Annotated in this window: 16 protein-coding genes and 1 tRNA gene; 12 read left to right on the forward strand and 5 right to left on the reverse strand. The window is 67.3% G+C overall.

What is annotated here, in order from left to right:
• Window positions 1-106: 106 nt before the first annotated feature.
• The 7 genes from queA (at window position 107) to HF203_RS04150 (ending at window position 7973) form a co-directional block, all read left to right on the forward strand.
• The gene (gene queA / locus HF203_RS04120) at window positions 107-1165 is read left to right on the forward strand and encodes a tRNA preQ1(34) S-adenosylmethionine ribosyltransferase-isomerase QueA (protein WP_168666840.1); all 1059 of its coding nucleotides are present in this window, start codon (window positions 107-109) and stop codon (window positions 1163-1165) included.
• Between the two features lie 363 nt (window positions 1166-1528).
• Complete coding sequence (locus HF203_RS04125) at window positions 1529-1930, forward strand: H-NS family nucleoid-associated regulatory protein (protein WP_168666842.1); 402 nt, start codon at window positions 1529-1531, stop codon at window positions 1928-1930.
• Between the two features lie 288 nt (window positions 1931-2218).
• Entirely contained in the window at window positions 2219-3544 is a 1326-nt protein-coding gene (locus HF203_RS04130) for a DEAD/DEAH box helicase (protein WP_168666844.1), read from the forward strand.
• A gap of 279 nt (window positions 3545-3823) precedes the next feature.
• The gene (locus tag HF203_RS04135) at window positions 3824-4096 is read left to right on the forward strand and encodes an RNA recognition motif domain-containing protein (protein WP_168666846.1); all 273 of its coding nucleotides are present in this window, start codon (window positions 3824-3826) and stop codon (window positions 4094-4096) included.
• 286 nt (window positions 4097-4382) lie between these two features.
• Entirely contained in the window at window positions 4383-6227 is a 1845-nt protein-coding gene (locus HF203_RS04140) for a M61 family metallopeptidase (protein WP_168666848.1), read from the forward strand.
• Window positions 6228-6237: 10 nt separating this feature from the next.
• A complete protein-coding gene (gene birA, locus HF203_RS04145; protein ID WP_168666850.1) occupies window positions 6238-7236 on the forward strand; it encodes a bifunctional biotin--[acetyl-CoA-carboxylase] ligase/biotin operon repressor BirA in 999 nt (332 codons plus the stop codon).
• On the forward strand, window positions 7233-7973 hold the full coding sequence (locus tag HF203_RS04150; protein ID WP_168666852.1) for a type III pantothenate kinase: 741 nt from the start codon (window positions 7233-7235) through the stop codon (window positions 7971-7973). The genes birA and HF203_RS04150 overlap by 4 nt, the downstream gene beginning before the upstream one ends.
• A 95-nt stretch (window positions 7974-8068) precedes the next feature.
• Here the strand turns inward: HF203_RS04150 and HF203_RS04155 are convergent.
• Window positions 8069-8145 (reverse strand) — tRNA-Arg (locus tag HF203_RS04155).
• A 318-nt stretch (window positions 8146-8463) separates the two neighbouring features.
• Between HF203_RS04155 and HF203_RS04160 the strand changes: the two genes are divergently transcribed.
• A complete protein-coding gene (locus tag HF203_RS04160) occupies window positions 8464-10626 on the forward strand; it encodes a GAF domain-containing protein (RefSeq protein ID WP_246221637.1) in 2163 nt (720 codons plus the stop codon).
• A gap of 11 nt (window positions 10627-10637) precedes the next feature.
• On the opposite strand, the gene HF203_RS04165 is transcribed toward HF203_RS04160, so the two are convergent.
• The 4 genes from HF203_RS04165 to ppsR form a co-directional block, all read right to left on the reverse strand.
• The gene (locus HF203_RS04165; protein WP_168666857.1) at window positions 10638-10904 is read right to left on the reverse strand and encodes a hypothetical protein; all 267 of its coding nucleotides are present in this window, start codon (window positions 10902-10904) and stop codon (window positions 10638-10640) included.
• Between the two features lie 17 nt (window positions 10905-10921).
• The gene (locus tag HF203_RS04170) at window positions 10922-12112 is read right to left on the reverse strand and encodes a geranylgeranyl diphosphate reductase (RefSeq protein WP_168666859.1); all 1191 of its coding nucleotides are present in this window, start codon (window positions 12110-12112) and stop codon (window positions 10922-10924) included.
• Between the two features lie 97 nt (window positions 12113-12209).
• Window positions 12210-13115 (reverse strand): chlorophyll synthase ChlG, encoded by a 906-nt coding sequence (gene chlG, locus HF203_RS04175; RefSeq protein WP_168666861.1) that lies wholly within the window; start codon window positions 13113-13115, stop codon window positions 12210-12212.
• Between the two features lie 179 nt (window positions 13116-13294).
• Window positions 13295-14728, reverse strand: a complete 1434-nt coding sequence (gene ppsR / locus HF203_RS04180; RefSeq protein WP_168666863.1) for a transcriptional regulator PpsR — start codon at window positions 14726-14728, stop codon at window positions 13295-13297.
• Window positions 14729-15281: 553 nt separating this feature from the next.
• On the opposite strand from ppsR, the gene bchF reads away from it, so the two are divergent.
• The 4 genes from bchF to HF203_RS04200 are packed head-to-tail and all read left to right on the forward strand — an operon-like array spanning window position 15282 to window position 22377.
• Window positions 15282-15788 carry a 2-vinyl bacteriochlorophyllide hydratase gene (gene bchF, locus HF203_RS04185; protein ID WP_168666948.1) on the forward strand — a complete coding sequence of 169 codons (507 nt, stop codon included), beginning with the start codon at window positions 15282-15284 and terminating at the stop codon, window positions 15786-15788.
• Complete coding sequence (locus HF203_RS04190) at window positions 15785-17062, forward strand: ferredoxin:protochlorophyllide reductase (ATP-dependent) subunit N (RefSeq protein WP_168666865.1); 1278 nt, start codon at window positions 15785-15787, stop codon at window positions 17060-17062. Before bchF ends, HF203_RS04190 begins: the two co-directional genes overlap by 4 nt.
• Before the next feature lie 4 nt (window positions 17063-17066).
• Window positions 17067-18656 (forward strand): ferredoxin:protochlorophyllide reductase (ATP-dependent) subunit B, encoded by a 1590-nt coding sequence (gene bchB, locus HF203_RS04195; protein ID WP_168666867.1) that lies wholly within the window; start codon window positions 17067-17069, stop codon window positions 18654-18656.
• Complete coding sequence (locus tag HF203_RS04200; RefSeq protein WP_168666869.1) at window positions 18631-22377, forward strand: magnesium chelatase subunit H; 3747 nt, start codon at window positions 18631-18633, stop codon at window positions 22375-22377. The genes bchB and HF203_RS04200 overlap by 26 nt, the downstream gene beginning before the upstream one ends.
• The last annotated feature ends 2 nt before the right edge of the window (window positions 22378-22379 follow it).

Here is a 22379-nt window from a genome sequence, read left to right on the forward strand (position 1 = left end):
CGTGATTGTGTGATATGTGCGAGACCCGTGGTCACGGCGTCTCGTGCCTCCGTTTTCCGGTCGTCGGGTGAGCGACGGCCCTCGATCCTGTTGCAGTGTCCAATCGATGCGCCGTTCAGACTTCCATTTCGAGCTTCCCGATGAGCTGATCGCCCAGTATCCGCTCCCCGAGCGTGCCGCCTCGCGCCTGTTGGTGCTCGAGGCCGGGGCGATGCAGCCCCGTGATGGGCATTTCACCGATCTGCCCGGATTGCTGAGACCCCATGACCTGCTGGTGTTCAACAATACCCGGGTGATGCGCGCGCGTCTGTTCGCCGCCAAGGAGACCGGTGGGCGGGTGGAGATGCTCGTCGAGCGGGTGCTCGAACCCAGGGTGGCGGTGGCGCACCTGCGTGCGAGCAAGTCGCCCAAGCCCGGCGCCCAGCTCTCGATCGATGGCGTGCCGCGCATCGAGGTGATCGGGCGTGAGGATGACCTGTTCCGGCTGCGCGCGCTCGATGACGACTTCGCGGTATTGATGGAGCGCTTCGGGCACATGCCGCTACCGCCCTATATCACCCGCGCCGACGAGCTCGCCGATGAGACCCGTTATCAGACCGTCTATGCCCGTCGCGATGGTGCGGTGGCGGCGCCGACGGCGGGGTTGCACTTCGATGAGACATTGCTCACGCGGCTCGATGCGCTCGGTGTCGAGCGTGCCGAGATCACCCTCCATGTCGGTGCCGGGACCTTCCGCCCGGTACGGGTCGATGACCTCGATCAGCACCACATGCACTCGGAGTGGCTGGAGGTCGATGAGGCATTGTGCGCACGGGTGGCCGAGACCCGTGCCCGCGGCGGTCGTGTGATCGCCGTCGGCACCACCAGTGTGCGTGCGCTGGAGACGGCCGCCGCCACTGGTGAGCTGCGTCCCTATCGGGGCGAGAGTCGGCTGTTCATTCGTCCGGGTTATCGCTTCCGGGTGGTCGATGCCATGGTCACCAATTTCCATCTGCCCGAGTCGACCCTGCTGATGCTGGTGTGTGCCTTCGCTGGATACGAGCGGATGATGGCCGCTTATCGTCATGCCGTGGTCGAACGCTATCGCTTCTTCAGCTATGGCGATGCCATGTTCCTATCCTGCGTGCGTGAGGACGCCCAGCGTCAGTCTCCACTCATTGAATGAGATGCGCCACGGCCACAGGTTTGGTGTCGATGCGTAGTGTGTACGCGCGATGCCGGTTATGCTGGCCTGGTCTTTTCGCTTCAATCCTGTTTATGCGTGACGCATGATGGCTTATACCATGGGTGTGTGCGGCACTGCGTTCGCGCGCCTCGTAATGGAGGGTGGGCCTGTCTGGGTGAACATCTATGACCGGGTTCTTGGTCGCGCTCTGGCGGTTGCCATTGTGATGACACTAAAGACCGCCTAATAAATAGTCTTTACTTGACTTTTCTAATAAATCGAATACATTACGCGGTGCGCGCAGAGCCTGTGTTTTGCGTTCATCAGACAACAAACATCGCAACCCCATTGGAGGTAGACCACGTGGAGTACGCTAACCTTAGCGTCGAAGAGATCCGGCGCCAGCTGGAAGAGGCCGAGAGCAAGCAGAACGAGCTCAAGCGTGCACTCGAGACCCGTCGCCGTGAGGCGAAGAAAGAGGTGGCGCAGGAGCTGCGCGACCTGATCGAGCAGCGTGGTTATACGCTCGAGGAGATGCTTGAGGAGCTTGCGCCGAGGAAATCGCGCCGCGGTGGTTCGCGTAAGTCGTCCGGCTCGCGTCAGTACACCGAGTACTTCGACCCTGAGAACCCGGAAAACGTCTATGTCCGCGGGGTGCTGCCGCGCTGGATGAAGAGCAAAATGACCGAAAAGGGTCTCGATCCTTCCTCGAAGGAAGATCGCGATACCTTCAAATCGACCTATCTGAAGGTCAAGCAGAACTGATCCCTCCCCGCGCCTCCGTCGCTTCCGCGTCGCCGGATGTCTCCGCGCAGGCCGCGGACGATACGGAGGCGTTGTGGAGTAGACGGCCCTCGCGGGCAAACAATTCAATCGTTCGCTGGCTTTCGTCCTGCCGAGCGCGTAGACTGCACTCATCGCATCAACCGGTCGATGCGTCGTCTCGCGGCTGAAGTGGCCTTGTTATCAAGGCATCACCCTCGAACGCCCTCCCTCTTTTTGCCTAGACCGGCCCCAATACGACGTTGGGTTAGGCTGGTTTCAGGAGTCTTCATGTCATTCGATTCGCTCGGCCTGCGGGCCGATCTGCTGCGTGCCGTGGCAGATCTGGGCTATGCACGCCCGACCCCGATTCAGGCGCAGGCCATTCCCGCGGTCCTGGCAGGTCATGACCTGCTCGCCGGTGCCCAGACCGGTACCGGCAAGACCGCCGCTTTCGCACTGCCGATGCTGCAGTTGCTCGCGGGTCGAGGGGGACGTGGACGTTTGCCGCGGGCGCTGATCCTGTCGCCGACCCGCGAACTGGCGGCGCAGATCGGTGAGCAGGTCCATGCTTATGGCCGCGAATTGCCGCTGCGCTCGACGGTGATCTTCGGCGGTGTCGGCATGCAGCCGCAGGTCGATCGGTTGCGCCGCGGCGTCGATATCCTGGTGGCGACGCCGGGGCGGCTGCTCGACCATGTCTCGCGCCAGACCCTGGATCTCTCCAAGATCGAGATCCTGGTGCTCGACGAGGCCGACCGGATGCTCGACATGGGCTTCATCCACGACATTCGCAAGGTCCTGGCGCTGTTGCCCAAGCAACGTCAGAACCTGTTGTTCTCGGCGACCTATTCCAATGAGATCCGGCGTCTGGCCGACCGCTTGCTCGATCAGCCCAAGGTCGTCGAGGTGGCGCGTCGTAATACCGCCGCCGAGACCGTGGAGCAGGCCGCGCACCCGGTCGATAAGTCGCGCAAGCGTGAGCTGCTCGCCCACCTCTTCCACCGCGAGGGCTGGGAGCAGGTTCTGGTGTTCACCCGCACCAAGGCCGGCGCCAATCGCCTGGCCGAGTATCTGGGGCGCGAGGGGATTGCCGCTGCCGCGATCCACGGCAACAAGAGCCAGTCGGCGCGGACCCGGGCGCTGAGCGAGTTCAAGCAGGGGCGGGTGCGGGCACTGGTGGCCACCGACATCGCCGCGCGCGGTATCGATATCGCCAGTCTGCCCCAGGTGGTGAACTTCGAGCTGCCCGCCGTTGCCGAAGACTATGTGCACCGGATCGGCCGCACCGGGCGTGCCGGGGCCGGCGGTCAGGCGCTCTCCCTGGTTAGTCACGACGAGCGTAAGTTGCTCCATGGCATCCAGCGTCTGATCAAGCGTGAGATCACGCTGCAGCCGGTCGCTGGTTTCGAGCCCTCGCCGGAGGCGCCCGCGACCGAGACCGCCGAGCCTGGACGGGGCGCTCGTCACCGCCGCTCGGGCAACCGCAATGGCGGTGGTCGTGGTAATGGCAACAACGTGGCGCGTGAGCGCACCGGGCGCTCGGCGTCCAAGTCACGAGCCGGGCAGGGCGCCAAGCGCGTCCGGCTCGGTCACGGAGGATCGACGCGGGCCTGATCGGTCCGTATGGGTGAGGGGATACCCCTCGTCCAGGCCCCGTGCATCGGATCCGTGCCGATGCCGTCTGAGTGCTGTCCGTTGATCGGACACTCCAGACATCGGGCGCCGGCCTCGTGACAATCGTCTCAGGAGCGTACTCCGGGCGTTCCGTTGCCGGCACCGATGAAGCTGGGCCTAGTCTCCAACGGTGGAGACAAAAACTGTCGAATCAGTTGCGTGTTGATTTTTCGGCTGTTCTCTTTCTCTTCAATGCGCACTCGTATGGATATCCCGAATATGAATATTTATGTTGGCAATCTCGCTTACGGCGTGACTCAGGATGAACTTCAGGCCGTGTTCGCCGCCTACGGTGAGATCTCCAGCGTGAACTTGATCACCGATAAGTTCACCGGGGAGTCGAAGGGGTTCGGCTTCGTCGAGATGCCTAACAACTCCGAGGCCGATACCGCCATCAAGGCCCTCAACGACACCCCGCTGAAGGGGCGTAACATGAAGGTCAATCAGGCCAAGCCGCGCGGTGAGCGTCCCTCCCGCGGGCCGCGCTGGTAAGCGCTACCAAGGGGGCGCTGCGTTCGCGCAGCGCCCCCGGCGCGTCTCACCGCCCTTGGTGAGGCGCCTGACGGATCATCCCCTAATCCGTTGCTCGAATCGGGCCGTTCGCCCACCCCTCGCACGCATCCCCGGGCCAGGCCCGCTCCTTCGCCGACCGCGCCGCACGCATCTGCCGATGGTGGTGCTCTCTCGCCGTCGTCACGCCCGCGCTACCAGGGCGCTGCGTACACCCTGAGCATCTGCTACCGTAGCGGCGTCTTTATTCGCTGCTGTCCTTCGCACCATGCCAGAAACCCCTAACCAATCGGTCGAATTGACCTATCGTGTATGCCCCGTCGAGCCCGAGGCCCACCGCTTCGAGGTCGAGTTGCTGTTGCGCCGGGCCGCGCCTATGCCGCTGCGCCTGAGCCTGCCGGCGTGGATCCCGGGCAGCTACATGATCCGTGATTTCGCGCGCCATCTCGTCGAGATCGCTGCCACTGATGGCGAGGGTGAGCCGCTGGTCCTGGAGAAGCTCGACAAGCAGACCTGGCTTGCCGATCGGCCGGTTGCCACGGCGCAGGTGCGCTATCGGGTCCATGCCTGGGATCGCTCGGTGCGCGGCTGCCACCTCGACGCCAACCACGCTTACTTCAATGGCTCGGGGCTGTTGCTGCAGGTCGACGGGGCCGATGACCGCCCTTGCGCGCTCGAGCTGCTGCCGCCGCCGGGCGTGGCGCGTGCCGACTGGCGCCTGGCCTGTGCCTGCCGGCCCGAATCGGTCGATGCGTGTGGCTTCGGGCGCTATCTGGCCGATGACTACGCCGACCTGATCGATCACCCGGTGGAGATGGGCCGGTTCACCGAGATCCCCTTCGATGTCGACGGCGTGCCCCATCGCATGGTGCTCAGCGGCCAGCATCGCGCCGACGGCGAGCGGCTGGCCGAGGACCTTGAGCACATCTGCCGCGAGCATGCGGCGCTGTTCGGCGAGCTACCGCTCGACCGCTATCTGTTCCTCACCAGTGTCACCGGCGCCGGTTATGGGGGGCTCGAACACCGCTTCTCCACCAGCCTGATGTGCGCCCGCGCCGACCTGCCGCGGCGCGCCGAGCGTGGCCGCCCGCCGCGCGAGGGCTATGTCCGCTTCCTCGGGCTGTGCAGTCACGAGTATTTTCATCTCTGGAACGTCAAGCGCATCCGCCCCCAGGCGCTGATCGACGGCGGTCTGGAGCGCGAGGTCCACACCCGGCTGCTGTGGGCCTTCGAGGGCATCACCTCTTACTACGATGAGCTGGCGCTGGTGCGCAGCGGTCGTATCGACACCGCGACCTATCTCGGCCTGCTCGCCAACGCCATCACCCGCTTGCAGCGCAACCCGGGGCGGCGTCTGCAGACCCTGGCCGCGTCGAGCTTCGATGCCTGGACTCGCTTCTACAAGCAGGACGAGAGTGCGCCCAACGTCATCGTCAGCTACTACCTCAAGGGCGCGCTGGTGGCGTTGGCACTCGATCTGACGTTGCGCCAGCGCAGTGCTGGGGGCTGTTCGCTCGATACGGTGATGCGCGCGCTCTGGACCCGCCACGGGCGGACCGGGGTTGGTGTCGCCGAGCGCGGTATCGAGGCCCTGGCCGAGGAGGTCAGCGGGCTCGACCTGGGGGACTTCTTCACCTCCGCGCTCGATTCCACCGATGAGCTTGAGCTAGCGCCGCTGTTCGCCTCCCTGGGGATCGAGATGCGGCTGCGCCCGGCGCGCGATGGCAAGGATCTCGGCGGTTGTGTCGAGCGCTTCGACCCGGTCGAGGCCCCGGCCACACTCGGGGTGCGTCTGGTGCCGGGTGTGCCCGAGGGGGTGGTGCGTCATGTCCTCGCCGGCTCGCCGGGCGAGCGCGCCGGGCTCGCCCCCGGCGACCGGCTGGTCGCGCTCGATGGGCTGCGGGTCGGCGCCGACGACCTCGATTGCGCGGTGGCCGCGCTCGGTGCGCTGGACGCGCCGGTGTCGCTGCACGTCTTCCGCGACGACGAACTGCTCGAGCTGGCCGTGCGTCCGCAGCCGGCGCCGGCCGACACCTGCGAGCTGTGCCTGCTGCCCGAGGCCGATGCCGCTGCGCAGGCCGCGCGCGCGGCCTGGCTGGCCAGCCGTGTCTGAGGGGGCGGGGATGGATCGTCAGATCGCGTTGATCCGGCTGCTCGCCGACGGTGAGGTGCACTCGGGCGAGGCCATCGCTGCGCACCTCGGCATCACCCGCGCGGCGGTGTGGAAGGCGTTGCGCAAGGCCGCCGAGCGCTTCGGTCTGGCGCTCGAGTCGGTGCGCGGGCGCGGCTACCGCCTCGCTCAGCCGCTGGAGTTGCTCGAGCGTGAGCGCCTGCTCGCGGCGATGTCCGAGCAGGGGCGCGCGGCGCTCGCTCGGCTTGAGATCCACGACCAGATCGACTCGACCAATGCCTGGCTGATGCGCGAGGCCGCCGTCGGGGCACACTCGGCGACCCTGTGTCTGGCCGAGCAGCAGAGCGCCGGGCGTGGGCGGCGGGGGCGGACCTGGGTCTCGCCCTTCGGGGTCAATCTCTACGGCTCGCTGCTGTGGCGCTCGCCGCTGGCCCCGGCCGCGCTCGGAGCCTCGAGCCTGGTCGCCGGGGTGGTGGTGGCCGAGCAGCTCGCCGCGCTCGGGGTCGAGGGGGTGGCGTTGAAGTGGCCCAACGATGTGCTCTGGGAGCGGCGCAAGCTCGCCGGGCTGTTGCTCGAGGTGGCTGGTGAGTCGCAGGGTCCGAGCCATCTGGTGGTCGGTATCGGGATCAATCTGCGCATGGCTGCGGCCCAGGGGACGGCGATCGACCAGCCCTGGGCGGCGCTCGTCGAGGCGCTGCCCGACGGGATCGAGGGGATGCGCAATGTCTTGGCCGGACGACTTGCCGAGGCATTGCTCGCCGCGCTCGCCGACTACGAACGTGCTGGGCTCGACCCCTTCCTCGAGCGCTGGTCGCGCTTCGATGCCTTTCTCGGGCGAGCGGTCGGGTTGCACTTTGGTGAGCGGGTGATCAGCGGTCGCTATGACGGCATCGAGAGCGATGGTTCATTGCGTCTGGAGACCGCCGATGGGCTGCGACGCTTCCAGGCCGGTGAGGTCAGTCTGCGTCCGCTCGTGGAGGAGGGGCGATGATGCTGCTGCTCGATATCGGCAATACCAATCTGCGTTGGACACCCTGGACCGAGCAGGGCTTCGGCGAGATCGGGGTGGTGCGTCACGACGGCGGTATCCCGCTCGATCTGCTGGCGAGCTGGGAGGGGCTGGCGCCGCGCCCCCGGCGGTTGCTGGTGAGCAACGTCGGGGGCGCGGCGGTGGCCGCGGCCTTGACCCGGGTGAGTCGTGCCTACTGGGGGATCGAGCCCGAGTTCGCTGCCACCCGAGCGCGCTGGGGGCGATTGCGGATCGCCTATGACGAGCCCAGTCGGCTCGGGGTCGATCGTTGGCTGGGGCTGGTCGCGGCCGAGGCCGAGGGGGAGGGCGCCAAGCTCATCCTCGATGCCGGCACCGCGGTGACCTTCGATCTGCTCGCCGCCGATGGCGAGCATCTCGGCGGGGTGATCCTGCCGGGGATCGAGATGATGCGCGCGAGCCTGCTCGCCGGCACCGCCATCCCGCGGATCACCGCCGAGCCCGTAGGGGAGCCCTGGGCGCGCGATACCGGCACGGCGGTCGCCGCCGGCAGCCTGCAGGCGGTGTTGGGGGTGGCGACCCGGCTCTATGACCAGTTCGCCGCACGGATCGGGACCGCGCCGCGATTGCTGTTGACCGGGGGCGATGCACCCCGCCTGGGGCCACTGCTCGAGCGCCCCTGGGAGGCTGTGCCCGATCTGGTGCTGCGCGGTCTGGCGCGGGTCGGTGGGACACACTAGCGCGGTTTGGGCGTCGGTGGCACTTGCGCCGGTCGCTGGGGATGGGCTGGTATACTGGGGCGGCGCGGTCGGGCTGAGTCCTGGGCGCGCGAGGATGGTGCCCTCGACAGGATTCGAACCTGTGACCTATCGCTTAGGAGGCGATTGCTCTATCCGGCTGAGCTACGAGGGCGTAGAAGGGGAGCTATGGTAACCCAACCCACGGCGAGGGGTCACGTCAGCCGCGCCCTGGCTGGTATGCCCGCGCGCCCTCACGTACCATCGTCGATCATGCCCGGGCCCGGGGCCCCCTGACAGGGGAAGGTCCTCCGGGCGCGAATCCCGGTCGCGCGTCCTTGGCGCCGACGTCGGGCGGACGTTCGGGGTGGTGTGGTTTTTCCCCGCCCCCTCCCGCGACGCCTGCCTGCAGGTCCTCGGTCATGGCTTGTTGCCAGCGGCGCGTGGGACCGAGCACGGAGGTTTACCGTCTGTGAGTGTCAGTTTCTCCGCCTTGACCAGGTTCACGATCGCCGGGTCTGAGGGTCGTGATCCCGAATCCCTGCATTCGATCCAGGCCATTCAGCCCCACGGCGCCCTGATCACCGTGCGCGAGTCGGATCTCGAGATCCTCCAGGCGAGCACCAATGCGCGACGGATGTTGGGAGTCGATGGGCCCCTGCCGGGGCGGGCGTTGTCCTGGCTGGGAGCAGACCTGGTCAGACGGCTGCGCCCGCACCTCAGTGCGCCGCTCAACCCGGTGCCATTGGCGTTGCGGTGCCGGTTGGGACCGGCGGCGACCGAATTCGATGTGGTCGTGCATCGACCCAATGGCGGGTTGCTGGTGGTGGAGTTCGAACCCGCCGGGCCGCCGTTGGCGTTCTCAGGGCGGGTCGAGGAGGTGCTGCAGCGCATCATCTCCGCGCCCTCGGTGGCGGCGCTCGGTGACGAGCTGGTGGGGGTGCTCAAGCGGCTCACCGGTTATGATCGGGTGATGCTCTACCGCCTCGACGAGGCCGGACACGGTGAGGTCTGCGCCGAGGCGCGCGAACCGACGCTGCCGCCCTATCTCGGTCAGTGCTATCCCGAGGCCTGCGTGCCGCGGATGGCGCGCCAGCCGGGGCGGCGCCCGCGGGTGCGACTGCTGGTCGACGTCGACAGCGTACCGGTGCCGCTGCAGCCGGTGCAGCCCCTGGACGCGCCGCTCGATATGTCACTCTGTACCCTGCGTAGTGTCTCGCCGCTGCACATCCAGATTCTCAAGATGATGGACGTGCGCGCTACCCTGGTCGTCTCCCTGGTGGTCGGGGGGCGGTTGTGGGGGCTGATCGCCTGTCACCATCGCAGCCCCCGTTTCGTCCATTACGAGATCCGCGCCCTCTGCGAGCTGCTCGCCGAGACCGTCTCCACCCGCATCGCCGCGCTCGAGAGCTTCGTCCAGGAGCAGGCCGAGCTGGTGGTGCGCCGGCTCGAGCAGGGTATGATCGAGGCGATCTCGCGCACGGGCGACTGGCGCTCGGCCCTGGTCGAGGATGGTGAGGTGCTGCTCTCGGCCCTGGGGGCGAGCGGTGCGGTGTTGTTCTGCGACGGTGAGCTGCAGACGCTCGGGCAGGTGCCCGAGCAGGGGGCCTTGCTGCGTATCCGGGCCTGGCTCGATCGCCAACCGCGCGCAGCGGTAATCACCACCTCCTCGTTGATGCGCGAGGACGCCCGCTTCGCCGCGCTCAAGGAGACCGCCAGCGGGGTGTTGGCGGTGGCGCTGTCGAGTGGTTGTGGTGAATACCTGGTGTGGTTCCGGCCTGAACGGGTGCGTACGCTGATCTTTGGTGCCAGTCCACTGCTCTGTGCCGATGGTGCTGAACTCAGTCGGGTCCCGACCCTGGCCTGTGGGCCGCGCGAGGTGCGCGGTCGGGCGTTGCCCTGGAGTTCGGGGCAGACGGCTACCGCGCGGTTGTTGGGCGAGTCGGTGGCCGACGTGTTGCAACAGTTCCGCTCGGTGCGATTACTGATCGCCCAGGCGCAGCTCGCCGAGGCCCAGGCGCGGGTGCGGATCTCCGATCAACCGATGCTGATCACCGACCCCGAGGGGCGGCTGGTGCTAGCCACCGCCTCGCTCGAACGACTGTTCGGCGAGGGGCGATTGGGCTCGCTCGATGCCCTGCCCGCCCTGGTGCTCGACCCCGAGTCGGTGCAGGTGGCGCTGAACGCACTGCGCGAGGCCTATCAACCCTGGCACGCCGAGATCCAGGTGCGTGGCGTCGATGGGGGCGAGACCCCGGTACTGGTGCGTGGCGACCCGGTGTTCTCGGCGCCGGGGCGGGTGCTCGGTTTCATGTTCCTGTTCACCGACCTGACCGGTCTCAAGGCCGCCGAGGATGCGCGCCAGCGTTTCCACGCCGGGATCGCCGCGCGTCAGCGCCATGCCGAGGCCCCGTCCTGTGGTGGTCATGGTGAGCGCTATCGCGAGTTGTTCGCGGCAATCATCGGCAATGCCCGGGTGGCGGCGCTGGAGCTGGCCGATGGTGTCGATCTCGAGCGGGTGCCGGCCATGGTCGAGGGGGTCGAGCACTCGGTCAGCCATACCACTACGCTGCTCGAGCGCTTGTTGTGGTATGCCGCCCAGCGCCAGGGTGCTGAGGAGCCCGGAGGCGGTGGCGAGGGCGTGCGCCGGCATTGAGCCGGTCGGTCTCAGTCGCGCCAGCGGCGGATCAGGTCGAAGAGGTGGGCGAACAGTGAGGCGGTCAGCCAGAGGCCGATCCAGCCCCACCAGGCGTCGGTGAGGGCGGCGCGCAGCGCCAGCAGCAGGAAGGCCCCCGAGAGCAGGAAGCCGATCACCGCCGCTGGCGGCAGTCCCTTGCCGAACCAGCGGTGGATGAGCAGGAGCGCGAGTGCCTCAAGCGCGACCAGCCCCAGGATCAGGTCGATCACCAGGGCATTGTCGAATAGTGAGGCCACGGCGCTTGCTGCGGTGCTCAGCGCGGCGAGACGACGCCGAGCAGGTGGGCGAGGTCCTTGAAGAAGATGCGGATGTGCGCCGTCGGCTTGGCGCGCACCAGGCGCTTGTTCATGTACGCCTCCCAGGTCAGGTACTGCACGTCGGGGTCGGCGCAGATGCTGACGAAGCGCTCGCGACGCTTGTCGTTGGCGTACCAGAAGCGCTGCATGATGCCGAGGATCCAGAACACCTTGCCGTGATCCTTCATGAAGCGCTTGCGTGCGAGCTTGAGCGCCGAGGCCTTGCCGGTGGCCAGGACCTCCTCGACCGCCTCGCCGGCCAGGCGACCGCCGAGCAGGGCGTAGTAGATGCCCTCGCCGGAGGCCGGCGCGACCACGCCCGCGGCATCGCCGGCGAGCACCACGTCGCGACCGTTGTCCCAGCAGCGCAGCGGCTCGAGCGGGATCGGCGCGCCCTCGCAGCGCAGCGTCTCGACCTCGGCCAGTCCGGCGCGCTTGCGCAGCTCGGTGCAGGCCGAGCGCAGCGAGAAGCCGCTGACCTCGGTGCCGACACCGATGCTGATGGTGTCGCCGTGGGGGAAGACCCAGCCGTAGAAGTCGGGGGAGATATCGCCCTGGTAGTAGACGTCACAGCGGGTGCCGTCGAACCCCTCAGGGGTGCGCACGATCTCGTGATAGGCGGCGACGTACTTCATCTTCTCGGCGCCGGGCACGCACTGCTTGGCCACCGCCGAGTGGGCGCCGTCGGCGCCGATCACCGTGCGCGCCCGCACCCGCAGCGGTTCGCCCGAGTTGCGGCCCTGGCCGGGACGGTAGCGCACCAGGGCGGTGCCGTCGGCGTCGCGCTCGATCGCCTCGAAGGTGGCGTCGAGCCGAGTGGCGCCGTGCTCGGCGGCGCGCTCGCGCAGCCACTCGTCGAAGTCCTTGCGGTCGACCATGCCGACATAGCCGCCGTCGATCGGCATGTCGACGCTGCGATTGGAGGGGGCGACCATGCGTGCCGAGTAGACCCGGGTGGCCAGCTGTGCCTCGGGGATGTCGAACTCACGCATCGCCTGCGGCGGGATGGCGCCGCCGCAAGGCTTGATTCGCCCGGGACGGTCGAGCAGTAGCACGGAACGGCCACGCTTGGCCAAGTCGGTGGCGGCGGTGGCGCCGGCGGGGCCGCCGCCGATCACCACCACGTCGAAGGTTTCGAGCTCAGTCATGAGGGTCCTACCCTGGTTGGGAGGCGTCCGTGCCCGCCACTCGCGGTGCACCGGCGCCCCGGGTTGAGGTTGGTGCGCGGGGCGCGGGGTCCTCGGGTCAGCCGGCCAGCGCCCGCACCGCGAAGGCGCTGATCATCATCCCGGTGACATAGACGCTGACACCGAGGCCGCTGAACCAGGTGGCGCGGGCGCGCGGATCAGCGAGGAAGCGGACCATCAGCCCCACCTGGATCAGCAGCACCACGCCGACGGCGATGGCGTGCGCGGGCTTATCCCAGGAGAACAGCAGGGCGATCACGATCGCCTGCGGCAGGCCCATGACCACGCAGGCGAGCTGGGCGGCGCGATCGACGCCGAGCTGGACCGGCAGGGTGCGTACGTTCATCTTGATGTCACCCTCGATCGCCTTGAAGTCGTTGAGGGTCATGATGCCGTGGGCGCCGATGCTGTAGAGCAGGGCGAGTACGAGGATCTGCCAGTCGGGCATGGCCCCGCCGATCATCACCGCCGCGCCGGTCACCCAGGCCAGGCCCTCGTAGGAGATGCCGACGGCGAGGTTACCCCACCAACCGTTCCCCTTGAGGCGCAAGGGCGGGGCGCTGTAGGCCCAGGCCAGCGCCATGCCGACCAGCGAGGCGCCGAACACCCATGGGCCGAGCGCATAGGCCAGCAGCAGCGAGACGGCGGTCCAGATCAGCGACAGATAAAAGCCCCAGTTGCCGGGGATGCGTCCGGAGGGGATGGGGCGATCGGGCTCGTTGATGGCGTCGACATGACGATCGTACCAGTCGTTGACCACCTGGCTGGTGCCACACATCAGCGGCCCGGCGAGGAGGATACCGGCGAACACTACCAGCAGCTGGTCGAGGATCGGCGCACCGGAGGAGACCACGCCGCAGGCGAAGGCCCACATCGGTGGGAACCAGGTGATGGGGTGGAGGACCTCGAGTACCGCGGGCAAGGCGGGGCGCTTGGGGGTGGCGGACAGCGTCGATTGATTCATGCCGAAAACCTAAAGCCTATCAGGGGGCGCGGCGACGACCCGGCCGGGGCGCCACCATGCGGTCGTTGGTAAAACGGGGTGCGTGCCTTGACCCGGGGCGGGATGGGGACGATGCCGGGAGGCGCCGGCGATGTGCGCGGTGCTGATCGGGTCGGGCTGCATGGGTGTCGAGGTCGGCGTTATTTCTTGTCCGGCACCGGGGCCTCGGACGCTTGGTCGGTGATACCGTAGCGATCGATTTTGACGTACAGACTCTGCCGGCTCAAGCCCAGTAGCTCGGCGGCCGAGGCGCGGTTATCGCCGGTCAACTTGAGTGCCGCCTCGATGCAGAGTCGCTCGATGGTGTCGGTCGATTCGCGCACCAACTCCTTGAGCGGCACCCGACCGACCCGCTCGGTGAGCTGCTCGAGCCAGCGCGGCTGTTCCGGGGTGGGTGCCGGTTCAGCACCGAGCCGGCGCCCGACGTCGCGGATGAAGAAACCGAAATAGGGCCGCTCGCCGTTGCGGATGGCCGCCGCCGAGATCTCGACATCGGTGGTCGAGCCGTATTCGCCGCACAGGGTGGTGGCGAATAGCCGCACCGTGCCGTGCTGGCGCAGATTGGCCATCAGCACGTTGAGGTCGACCCCGGGGCGGCCTAGCCAGCGATCGAGCGACTCGCCGCGGGCCTGTTGCTCGGTGGCCACCTCGGCGAGGTTGAGGAAGGTGGCGTTGGCGGTGAGGATGCGCCCATCGCCATCGGTGATGACCACGCAGTCGGGGGCGTTCTCGAGCACCCGCAGGTAGCGCGAGCTGGTCTCCGGGTGGGTGATGCTCGAGTTGCTGTCGGCCGGCAGCGGCGAGAGCCTGACGAGCAGGAAGGAGACGTTCTCCTGGCGCAGCAACGAGGCCGAGACCAGGAACTCCTGGCCGCTGTCGAGCAGTCGGGCGCGCACGTCGTCGGCACGTCCGGCGGCGCGCACGCCGGCGAGCAGGCCGTTGATCGCCTGGGTGCTATCGGCATCGAAGCCCTCGGGGAAGGGGCGTCCGATCACCCGCGCCGGGGATTCGCCGAGCAGCTGCCCCGAGGCCGGATTGGCCTCGACCACGCGTTGGGTCGGTGCGTCGATGATGAGGATGGCCTCGGCGACCATGCGAAACAGCAGTCGGTAGCGGGTCTCGACCTGGCGGAAGCGCCAGTAGTCGCGTTCGAGTGCCTGTTGGGCGTCGACGAGCTGCTGTTGCAACGCCGCGATGCCCTGCAGGTTGCGCCCAAGCGCTACCACCGAGCCACCCTCGCTTAGGCGCATCGCCCGGTACTGCACCGGGATGTCGGTCCCGCGCGCGGTCGGGTGGGTGACCTGACGCCAGTGGGTGATGGCGTCGTGCTCGGCCTCGGCGAGCAGCGCCTCGAGGTTGGGGCGACTCTCCGGGACGACGGTGGCCAACCACGGTTGCCCGATCCAGTCGTCGCTGAATTCCGAGGAGAGATCGTCGCTCCCGTATGCGATATCGCTCACTACGCCTTGGTCGTCGATCACGATGGCGATGTCCGCTGTGCCTTCGATTAACAGCGCCGCTGTTTCGGCGTTGAGGACGCCCAGGGATTCCCTTGGGTCTCTGAACGGACTCACGGCGACCAGACCCTCCACTGCCGATGGGCGCGATTAGCAGGTTCCACGTCAGGGCCGCAGTGGCAGGCTCACCGAACGAGATCCCCAAGTTGAATGACGAGCCTCTCGGCAGGGCGGGCGAGAGGCCCGTCTACCGTACTCCCGCCTCGTCCTTCACCCCGATGCGCGCACGCAGGGGGTGACAAGTCGGGGGCGGATGCGCGATGCTCGCTGCCGAAATCAGGTGTTTCGACGGAAACCAATGCCAGGGCGCGACGCGCGGGCTCGGTTCCGTAAGATCGATACCGCTGGATCGAGGCCCGCCCTCTTTATATATCCACAAGCCCTGAGTTGGTGTGATCAACCGGTCCGGACGGGCCATCCCGGGCACACCGTGCGCGCCGACGCCGAGGCGCCGCGAGCACCCTCGTTGGGCTCGCAACCCTATTGTGGTGGCTTGTGTCGGGTTGTCAAGTCAGGTTTACGTAAAGTTTGGTTGACGCATCCTGGAAAGCGGACTAGATTCCTCATGCATGAAATAACGACTAAGGATCGAGAGCGAGCCCGGCTAACGATGAGTCTCCGTCAATCAAAGCAAATCCCGCGCCCGCCGCTTTATACCCCAGAAGAGCGCAGGCGGCGGGACGAATCGCCTTGGACGCTGGTTCAGGGTATCCTTGCGCCCGTTCAGTTCGCGGTCTTTCTGGTTAGTCTGTACTTAGTGCTGCACTACCTGTCAACCGGTGAGGGTGAGCTGGCCGCGACGGTCTCCATCGTTATCAAGACCCTGATCCTCTACACCATCATGATCACCGGCGCGATCTGGGAGAAGGTCGTGTTCGGGCGTTATCTGTTCGCCCACGCCTTCTTCTGGGAAGACGTCTTCAGCATGTTGGTGCTGGCGTTGCACACCGCCTATCTCGTCACCCTCGCCACCGGTTGGGTGGACACCACCGGGCAGATGTGGATCGCGCTTGCTGCCTATGCCGCCTATGTGATCAATGCCGGACAGTTCCTGATCAAGCTGCGCGCGGCGCGGCTCGAGGGCAATCGGGCGGCGCTCGCCGAGGTGGCCGAATGAGCCTGGTGAGCGAACCCAAGCAGGGTGGGTGTGCGCTGCCCGAGATCGCCCGCGAGCGCGGCCAGCGCCAGGTCTTCTGCGGCCTGGCCGGTATCGTCTGGCTGCATCGCAAGATTCAGGACGCCTTCTTCCTGGTGGTGGGTTCGCGCACCTGTGCGCACCTGCTGCAGTCGGCCGCCGGGGTGATGATCTTCGCCGAGCCGCGCTTTGCCACGGCCATCCTCCAGGAGCGCGATCTCGCCGGTATGGCCGATTGCAACCAGGAACTCGACCGGGTGGTCGCCGACGTGCTCGAGCGTCGTCCCGACATCAAGACCCTGTTCCTGGTCGGCTCCTGTCCCTCCGAGGTGATCAAGCTCGATCTGGGCAAGGCCGCCGAGCGTCTCTCCGAGCACTACAGCGGTCGGGTGCAGGTCATCGACTACTCGGCCAGTGGGCTCGAGACCACCTTTACCCAGGGCGAGGACACCTGTCTCGGCGCCTTGGTGCCGCGCCTGCCCGCACTGCCCAGCATTGAGCGCTCGCTGCTGGTGCTCGGTACCCTGCCCGACGTGGTCGAGGATCAGTTCCGACGGCTGTTCGATGCCCTCGAGATCGGCCCGGTGCACTTCCTGCCGCCGCGTCAGGCCAGCGAGCTGCCCCCGGTCGGTCCCGGTACCTCGGTGCTGCTCGCCCAACCCTTCCTCGGCGAGACCGCGCGCGCCTTGCACAAGCGCGGCGCGACCCTGCTCACCGCCCCCTATCCCTTCGGGGTCGAGGGGACGCTGGCCTGGCTCAAGGCCGCCGCCGCGGCCTGGGGCGTGGCCCCCGAGCGCGTCGACGAGGTCGCCGCGCCGGCGGTGGCCCGTGCCCGCCGTGGGCTCGCGCGCTATCGTGAGCAGCTTGCCGGCAAGCGCATCTACTTCATGCCCGACTCCCAGCTCGAGATCCCGCTCGCGCGCTTCCTGCAGCGCGAGCTGGGGGTGGAGCTGGTCGAGGTCGCCTCGCCCTTCATCGATCGCCAGTTGATGGAGCACGAGCTGGCGCTGCTGCCCGAGGGGGTGCGCCTGACCGAGGGGCAGGACGTCGACACCCAGCTCGACCGGGTGCGCGCCGCGCGTCCCGATCTCACCGTCTGTGGGCTGGGGCTGGCCAACCCGCTCGAGGCCGAGGGGTTGCGCACCAAGTGGTCGATCGAGCTGGTGTTCTCGCCGGTGCACGGTTTCGACCAGGCGGCGGATCTCGCAGAATTGTTCGCGCGCCCGCTCACCCGCGGTGCGCTGTTACAGGTTTGACATCATGCAGCTGACGCTCTGGTCCTACGAAGGGCCGCCTCATATCGGCGCGATGCGCGTCGCCGCCTCGATGCAGGGCGTGCACCTGGTGCTGCACGCACCCCAGGGGGATACCTATTCCGATCTCCTGTTCACCATGATCGAGCGGCGCGATTCGCGTCCGCCGGTGACCTACACCACCTTCCAGGCCCGTGAGCTCGGTGCCGATACCGCCGAGCTGGTCAAGGACACCATCCAGTCCTGCTACGACCGCTTCTCGCCTGAGGTGTTGCTGATCGGTGAGTCCTGCACCGCCGAGTTGATCCAGGATCAGCCCGGCGCGCTCGCCCAGGGCATGGGACTGCCGATCCCGGTGTTGCCGCTGGAGTTGCCGGCCTATACCCGCAAGGAGTCGTGGGGCGCCAACGAGACCTTCTATCAGCTGGTCCGTGGCCTGCTGCACGAGCGCCGCCCGGCACCCGGTGAGTCGCGTCCGCCGCGCCCTGAGGGGCAGCGTCCGCGTGCCAACCTGCTCGGCCCGATCTCGCTCGGCTTCCGCTGTCGTGACGACGTCACCGAGATCACCCGCCTACTCGACATGATCGGTGTCGATGTCCATGTGGTGGCACCGCTCGGCGCCTCGCCGGCCGACCTGCTGCGTCTGCCCGAGGCCGACTTCAACATCTGTCTCTACCCCGAGACCGCTGATCAGACCTGTCTCTGGCTCGAGCGCATGTTCGGCCAGCCGACGGTCAAGACGGTGCCGCTCGGCATCGGCGCTACCCGCGACTTCATCGCCGAGGTCGGTCGGGTCGCCGGGATCGATACGAGCGGCATTGCGATGCCCGACTGGTCTAGAATGCCGTGGTACTCACGCTCGGTCGACTCGACCTATCTGACCGGTAAGCGGGTGTTCATCTTCGGCGACGCCACCCATGCGGTGGCCGCAGCGCGGGTGGCCAGCGAGGAGCTGGGGTTCACCGTGGTTGGGCTCGGCACCTATGCGCGCGAGTTCGCCCGCGAGGTTCGCGCGGCGGCCAAGCAGTATGGTGTCGAGCCGCTGATCACGGACGATTATCTCGAGGTCGAGGCGCGGGTGGCCGAGGCGCACCCGGAACTGGTGCTCGGCACCCAGATGGAACGCCACATCGCCAAGCGTCTGGGGGTCCCGTGCGCGGTGATCTCAGCGCCGGTGCACGTGCAGGACTTCCCGGCGCGCTATGCACCGCAGATGGGCTATGAGGGTGCGAACGTCCTCTTCGATACCTGGGTCCATCCGTTGATGATGGGCCTCGAGGAACACCTGATCACCATGTTCAGGGAGGACTTCGAGTTCAACGACGCATCGACCCCATCGCATCTGGGCCACGGCACGAGCCCCGGGCGCGTGCCCGAGACCACCGTGTCGGCGCAGCCGCAGGAGACGTCCCCCGCTGAGGGCGATGACGCGTCCGCAACGACTTGGGCACCGGAGGCCGAGCAGGAACTGAAAAAGATCCCCTTCTTCGTGCGCGGCAAGGCCAGGCGTAACACCGAGCGCTATGCCACGGAACGCGGGATCCAGACCATTACTGTGGAGACGCTCTACGATGCCAAAGCGCATTTCGGCCGCTGACCAGCGCGCCAAGAACTCCGATCAGACCCCGGTTCGCGTCGTTATCATCAATCTCGACGGGCATCTGGCGGGAACCACCGAGCGTGCGCTACCCGAGGTGCAGCGTGACCTCCCTGGTCTGGAGCTGTGCCTGCACGCGGCCACCGACTGGGCCGCCGACCCGGCCTCGCTCGAACGCTGCCAGGCCGATATCGCCCGGGGCGACATCATCATGGTCACCATGCTGGTGATGGAGGAGCACTTCCGGCCGATCCTGCCGGCGCTGCAGGCGCGCCGTGACGACTGCGACGCGATGATCGTGTGCATGTCGGCCAGCGAGCTGATGCGCCTGACCAAGCTCGGCGGCTTCACCATGGACGGCAGTGCCCAGGGTGGCCCGATGGCGCTGCTCAAGCGTCTGCGCGGCAACAAGGAGCGCAAGCAGCAGAGCGCCGGTGCCCAGCAGATGTCGATGCTGCGTCGCATCCCCAAGCTGCTGCGTTTCATCCCCGGTACCGCGCAAGACGTGCGTGCCTACTTCCTCACCCTGCAGTACTGGCTCGCCGGTTCCGCCGACAACCTCGGCAACATGGTCCGCTTCCTGGTCGATCGCTATGCCGACGGCGAGCGTCGCCATCTGCGCGGCACCCTCAAGGTCGGCGATCCCATCGAATACCCCGAGGTCGGGCTCTTCCACCCCGCCGTCAAGGGGCGTATCACCGAACAGCTCGCCCAGCTCCCCAATCCCGGTAAGGGCGGGTTCAAGGGGCGTGTCGGCCTGTTGCTGATGCGCTCCTACGTGCTCGCCGGCAACTCCGGGCACTACGAGGGCGTGATCAAGGCGATCGAGGCCCACGGGCTGCAGGTGGTGCCGGCCTTTGCCAGCGGTCTCGACGCCCGCCCGGCGATCGAGAAGTTCTTCATGAAGGAGGGCAAGGCGACCGTCGATGCGGTGGTCTCGCTCACCGGCTTCTCGTTGGTCGGCGGTCCCGCCTACAACGACTCCAAGGCCGCCGAGGAGATGCTCAAGAAGCTCGACGTGCCCTACATGTCGACCCTGGCCGTGGAGTTCCAGACCCTCGATCAATGGGAAGGCTCCGAGCAGGGGCTGATGCCGGTCGAGTCGACCATGATGGTGGCCATCCCCGAACTCGACGGTGCTGCCAACCCGATGGTCTTCGGTGGTCGCACCGGCGACGGCAGCGGGGATGCCAACCGTGACATGCACGTCAAGGACGACCGCGCCGCGATGCTCGCCGCCCGTGTCGCCAAGCTGGTGCGGCTGCGTCGCGCCGAGCGTGCCGAGCGCAAGGTCGCGGTGGTGCTGTTCAACTTCCCGCCGAACGCCGGTAACACCGGTACCGCCGCCTATCTGTCGGTGTTCTCCTCGCTCTATCACACCCTGGTGTCGATGAAGGAGGCCGGCTACTCGGTCGAGCTGCCCGAGAGTGTCGACGACCTGCGCGAGCGCGTGGTCAATGGTAACGCCGCGCGCTTCGGTGCCCATGCCAACGTCCACACCCGTATCGCCACCGACGACCACGTCCGTCGCGAGCCCTATCTCGCTGAGATCGAGGCGCACTGGGGGCCGGCCCCGGGTAAGCAGCAAAGCGACGGCGCCTCGATCTTCGTGCTCGGGGTCCAGTTCGGCAACGTCTTCGTCGGCATCCAGCCCTCGTTCGGTTACGAGGGTGACCCGATGCGGTTGCTGTTCGAGAAGGGCTTTGCCCCGACCCACGCCTTCTCGGCCTTCTATCGCTACATCCGCGAGGACTTTGGCGCCCACGCGGTGCTGCACTTCGGTACCCATGGCGCGCTTGAGTTCATGCCGGGCAAGCAGGCCGGCCTGTCCGGCGCCTGCTGGCCGGATCGGCTCATCAACGATCTGCCCAACGTCTATCTCTACGCCTCGAACAACCCCTCCGAGGGGGTCATCGCCAAGCGCCGCGCGGCCGCGACCCTGGTGAGCTATCTCACCCCGCCGATCGCGCACGCTGGCCTCTACAAGGGGCTGGTCGATCTCAAGGCATCGATGGAGCGGTGGCGTTCGCTGCCGCCGAGCGAGACCGACGAGCGTGCTCAGCTCGCCGAGCTGATCCAGGCCCAGGCCGCCGAGCTCGAACTCGCCGACCTCGAGCCGCAGTGGGCCGGTACCGAGATCGACGCGCGTATCACCCGTCTCAACGACGAGGTGCTCGAACTCGAGTACACCTTGATCCCGCACGGTCTGCACGTGGTCGGCGAGGCGCCGACCGACGACGAACGCATCGACACCCTGGTGGCGGTGGCCGAGTCGACCCGCGATATCCGCCCCGAGCGTGACGCGGTCGCGGCCCTGGTCGCTGGCAAGTCGCCGGAGAAGGCGCTCAAGGCCGGCAAGATGGCGACCTCCGAGGCGCACGTCGAGCTGTTCCGCGAGCTGGCCAAGATCAACCAGCAGTTGCAGCAGGACACCGAGACCCCGGCGATCCTCGCCGCGCTCGACGGTCACTTCATCCCGCCGGCGCCCGGCGGCGATCTGCTGCGCACTCCGGAGATCCTGCCCACCGGGCGCAACCTGCACGGCTTTGATCCCTTCCGTATGCCCAGCCGCTTTGCCCAGCGCGACGGCGCGTTGCAGGCCAAGCTGCTGATCGAACGCCACCAGGCCGAGGGCAACGGTTTCCCGGAGAGCATCGCGCTGGTGCTCTGGGGGACCGATAACCTCAAGACCGAGGGTGGTCCGATCGGTCAGGCCCTGGCGTTGATGGGCGCACGTCCGCGCTTCGACAACTACGGCCGCTTGTGCGCGGCGGAGTTGATCCCGCTCGAGGAGCTGGGACGCCCGCGTATCGACGTGGTGATGACCCTCTCGGGCATCTTCCGCGACCTGCTGCCGCTGCAGACCAAGCTCCTTGCCGAGGCCGCCTTCCTCGCCGCCGAGGCCGACGAGCCGGTCGAGCAGAACTTCATCCGTAAGCACGTGCTCGAGTACATGGAGACCCATGACTGCGACCTCGAGACCGCGGCACTGCGGGTGTTCAGTAACGCCGACGGGGCCTATGGCGCCAACGTCAACAACCTCATCGACAGCAGCAGCTGGGACGAGGACGGCGAGCTCGCCGAGACCTACACCCGGCGCAAGAGCTTTGCCTACGGCCGTTCCGGCAAGCCGGTGCAGCAGACCGAGCTGCTCAAGGACGTGCTCGGCAAGGTGCAGCTGGCCTATCAGAACCTCGACTCGGTCGAGCTTGGCGTCACCACCGTCGATCACTACTTCGACACCCTCGGCGGCATCGCCAAGAGCGTCGGCCAGTTCAAGGGCGACGAGGTGCCGGTTTACATCGGTGACCAGACCCGTGGCGACGGCGTGGTGCGGACCCTGGCCGAGCAGGTCGCGCTCGAGACCCGCACCCGCATGCTCAACCCCAAGTGGTACGAGGGTATGCTCAAGCACGGCTACGAGGGCGTGCGCCAGATCGAGGTCCATGTGACCAACACCATGGGCTGGTCGGCCACCACCGGTCAGGTCGCGCCCTGGGTCTACCAGCAGCTCACCGAGACCTTCGTGCTCGATGAGGAGATGCGCAACCGCCTGGCCCAGTTGAACCCCACTGCCTCGGCGAAGGTCGCCAACCGACTCATCGAGGCGCACGAACGTAACTACTGGTCGCCCGACGAGGCGACGCTCGAGGCCCTGCGCAAGGCGGGCGAAGAGCTTGAAGATCGGCTTGAAGGCGTCGTCGAGGAGGCTGCCGCGTGACG

This window comes from Marichromatium bheemlicum (assembly GCF_012276755.1).
Taxonomy (GTDB): domain Bacteria; phylum Pseudomonadota; class Gammaproteobacteria; order Chromatiales; family Chromatiaceae; genus Marichromatium; species Marichromatium bheemlicum.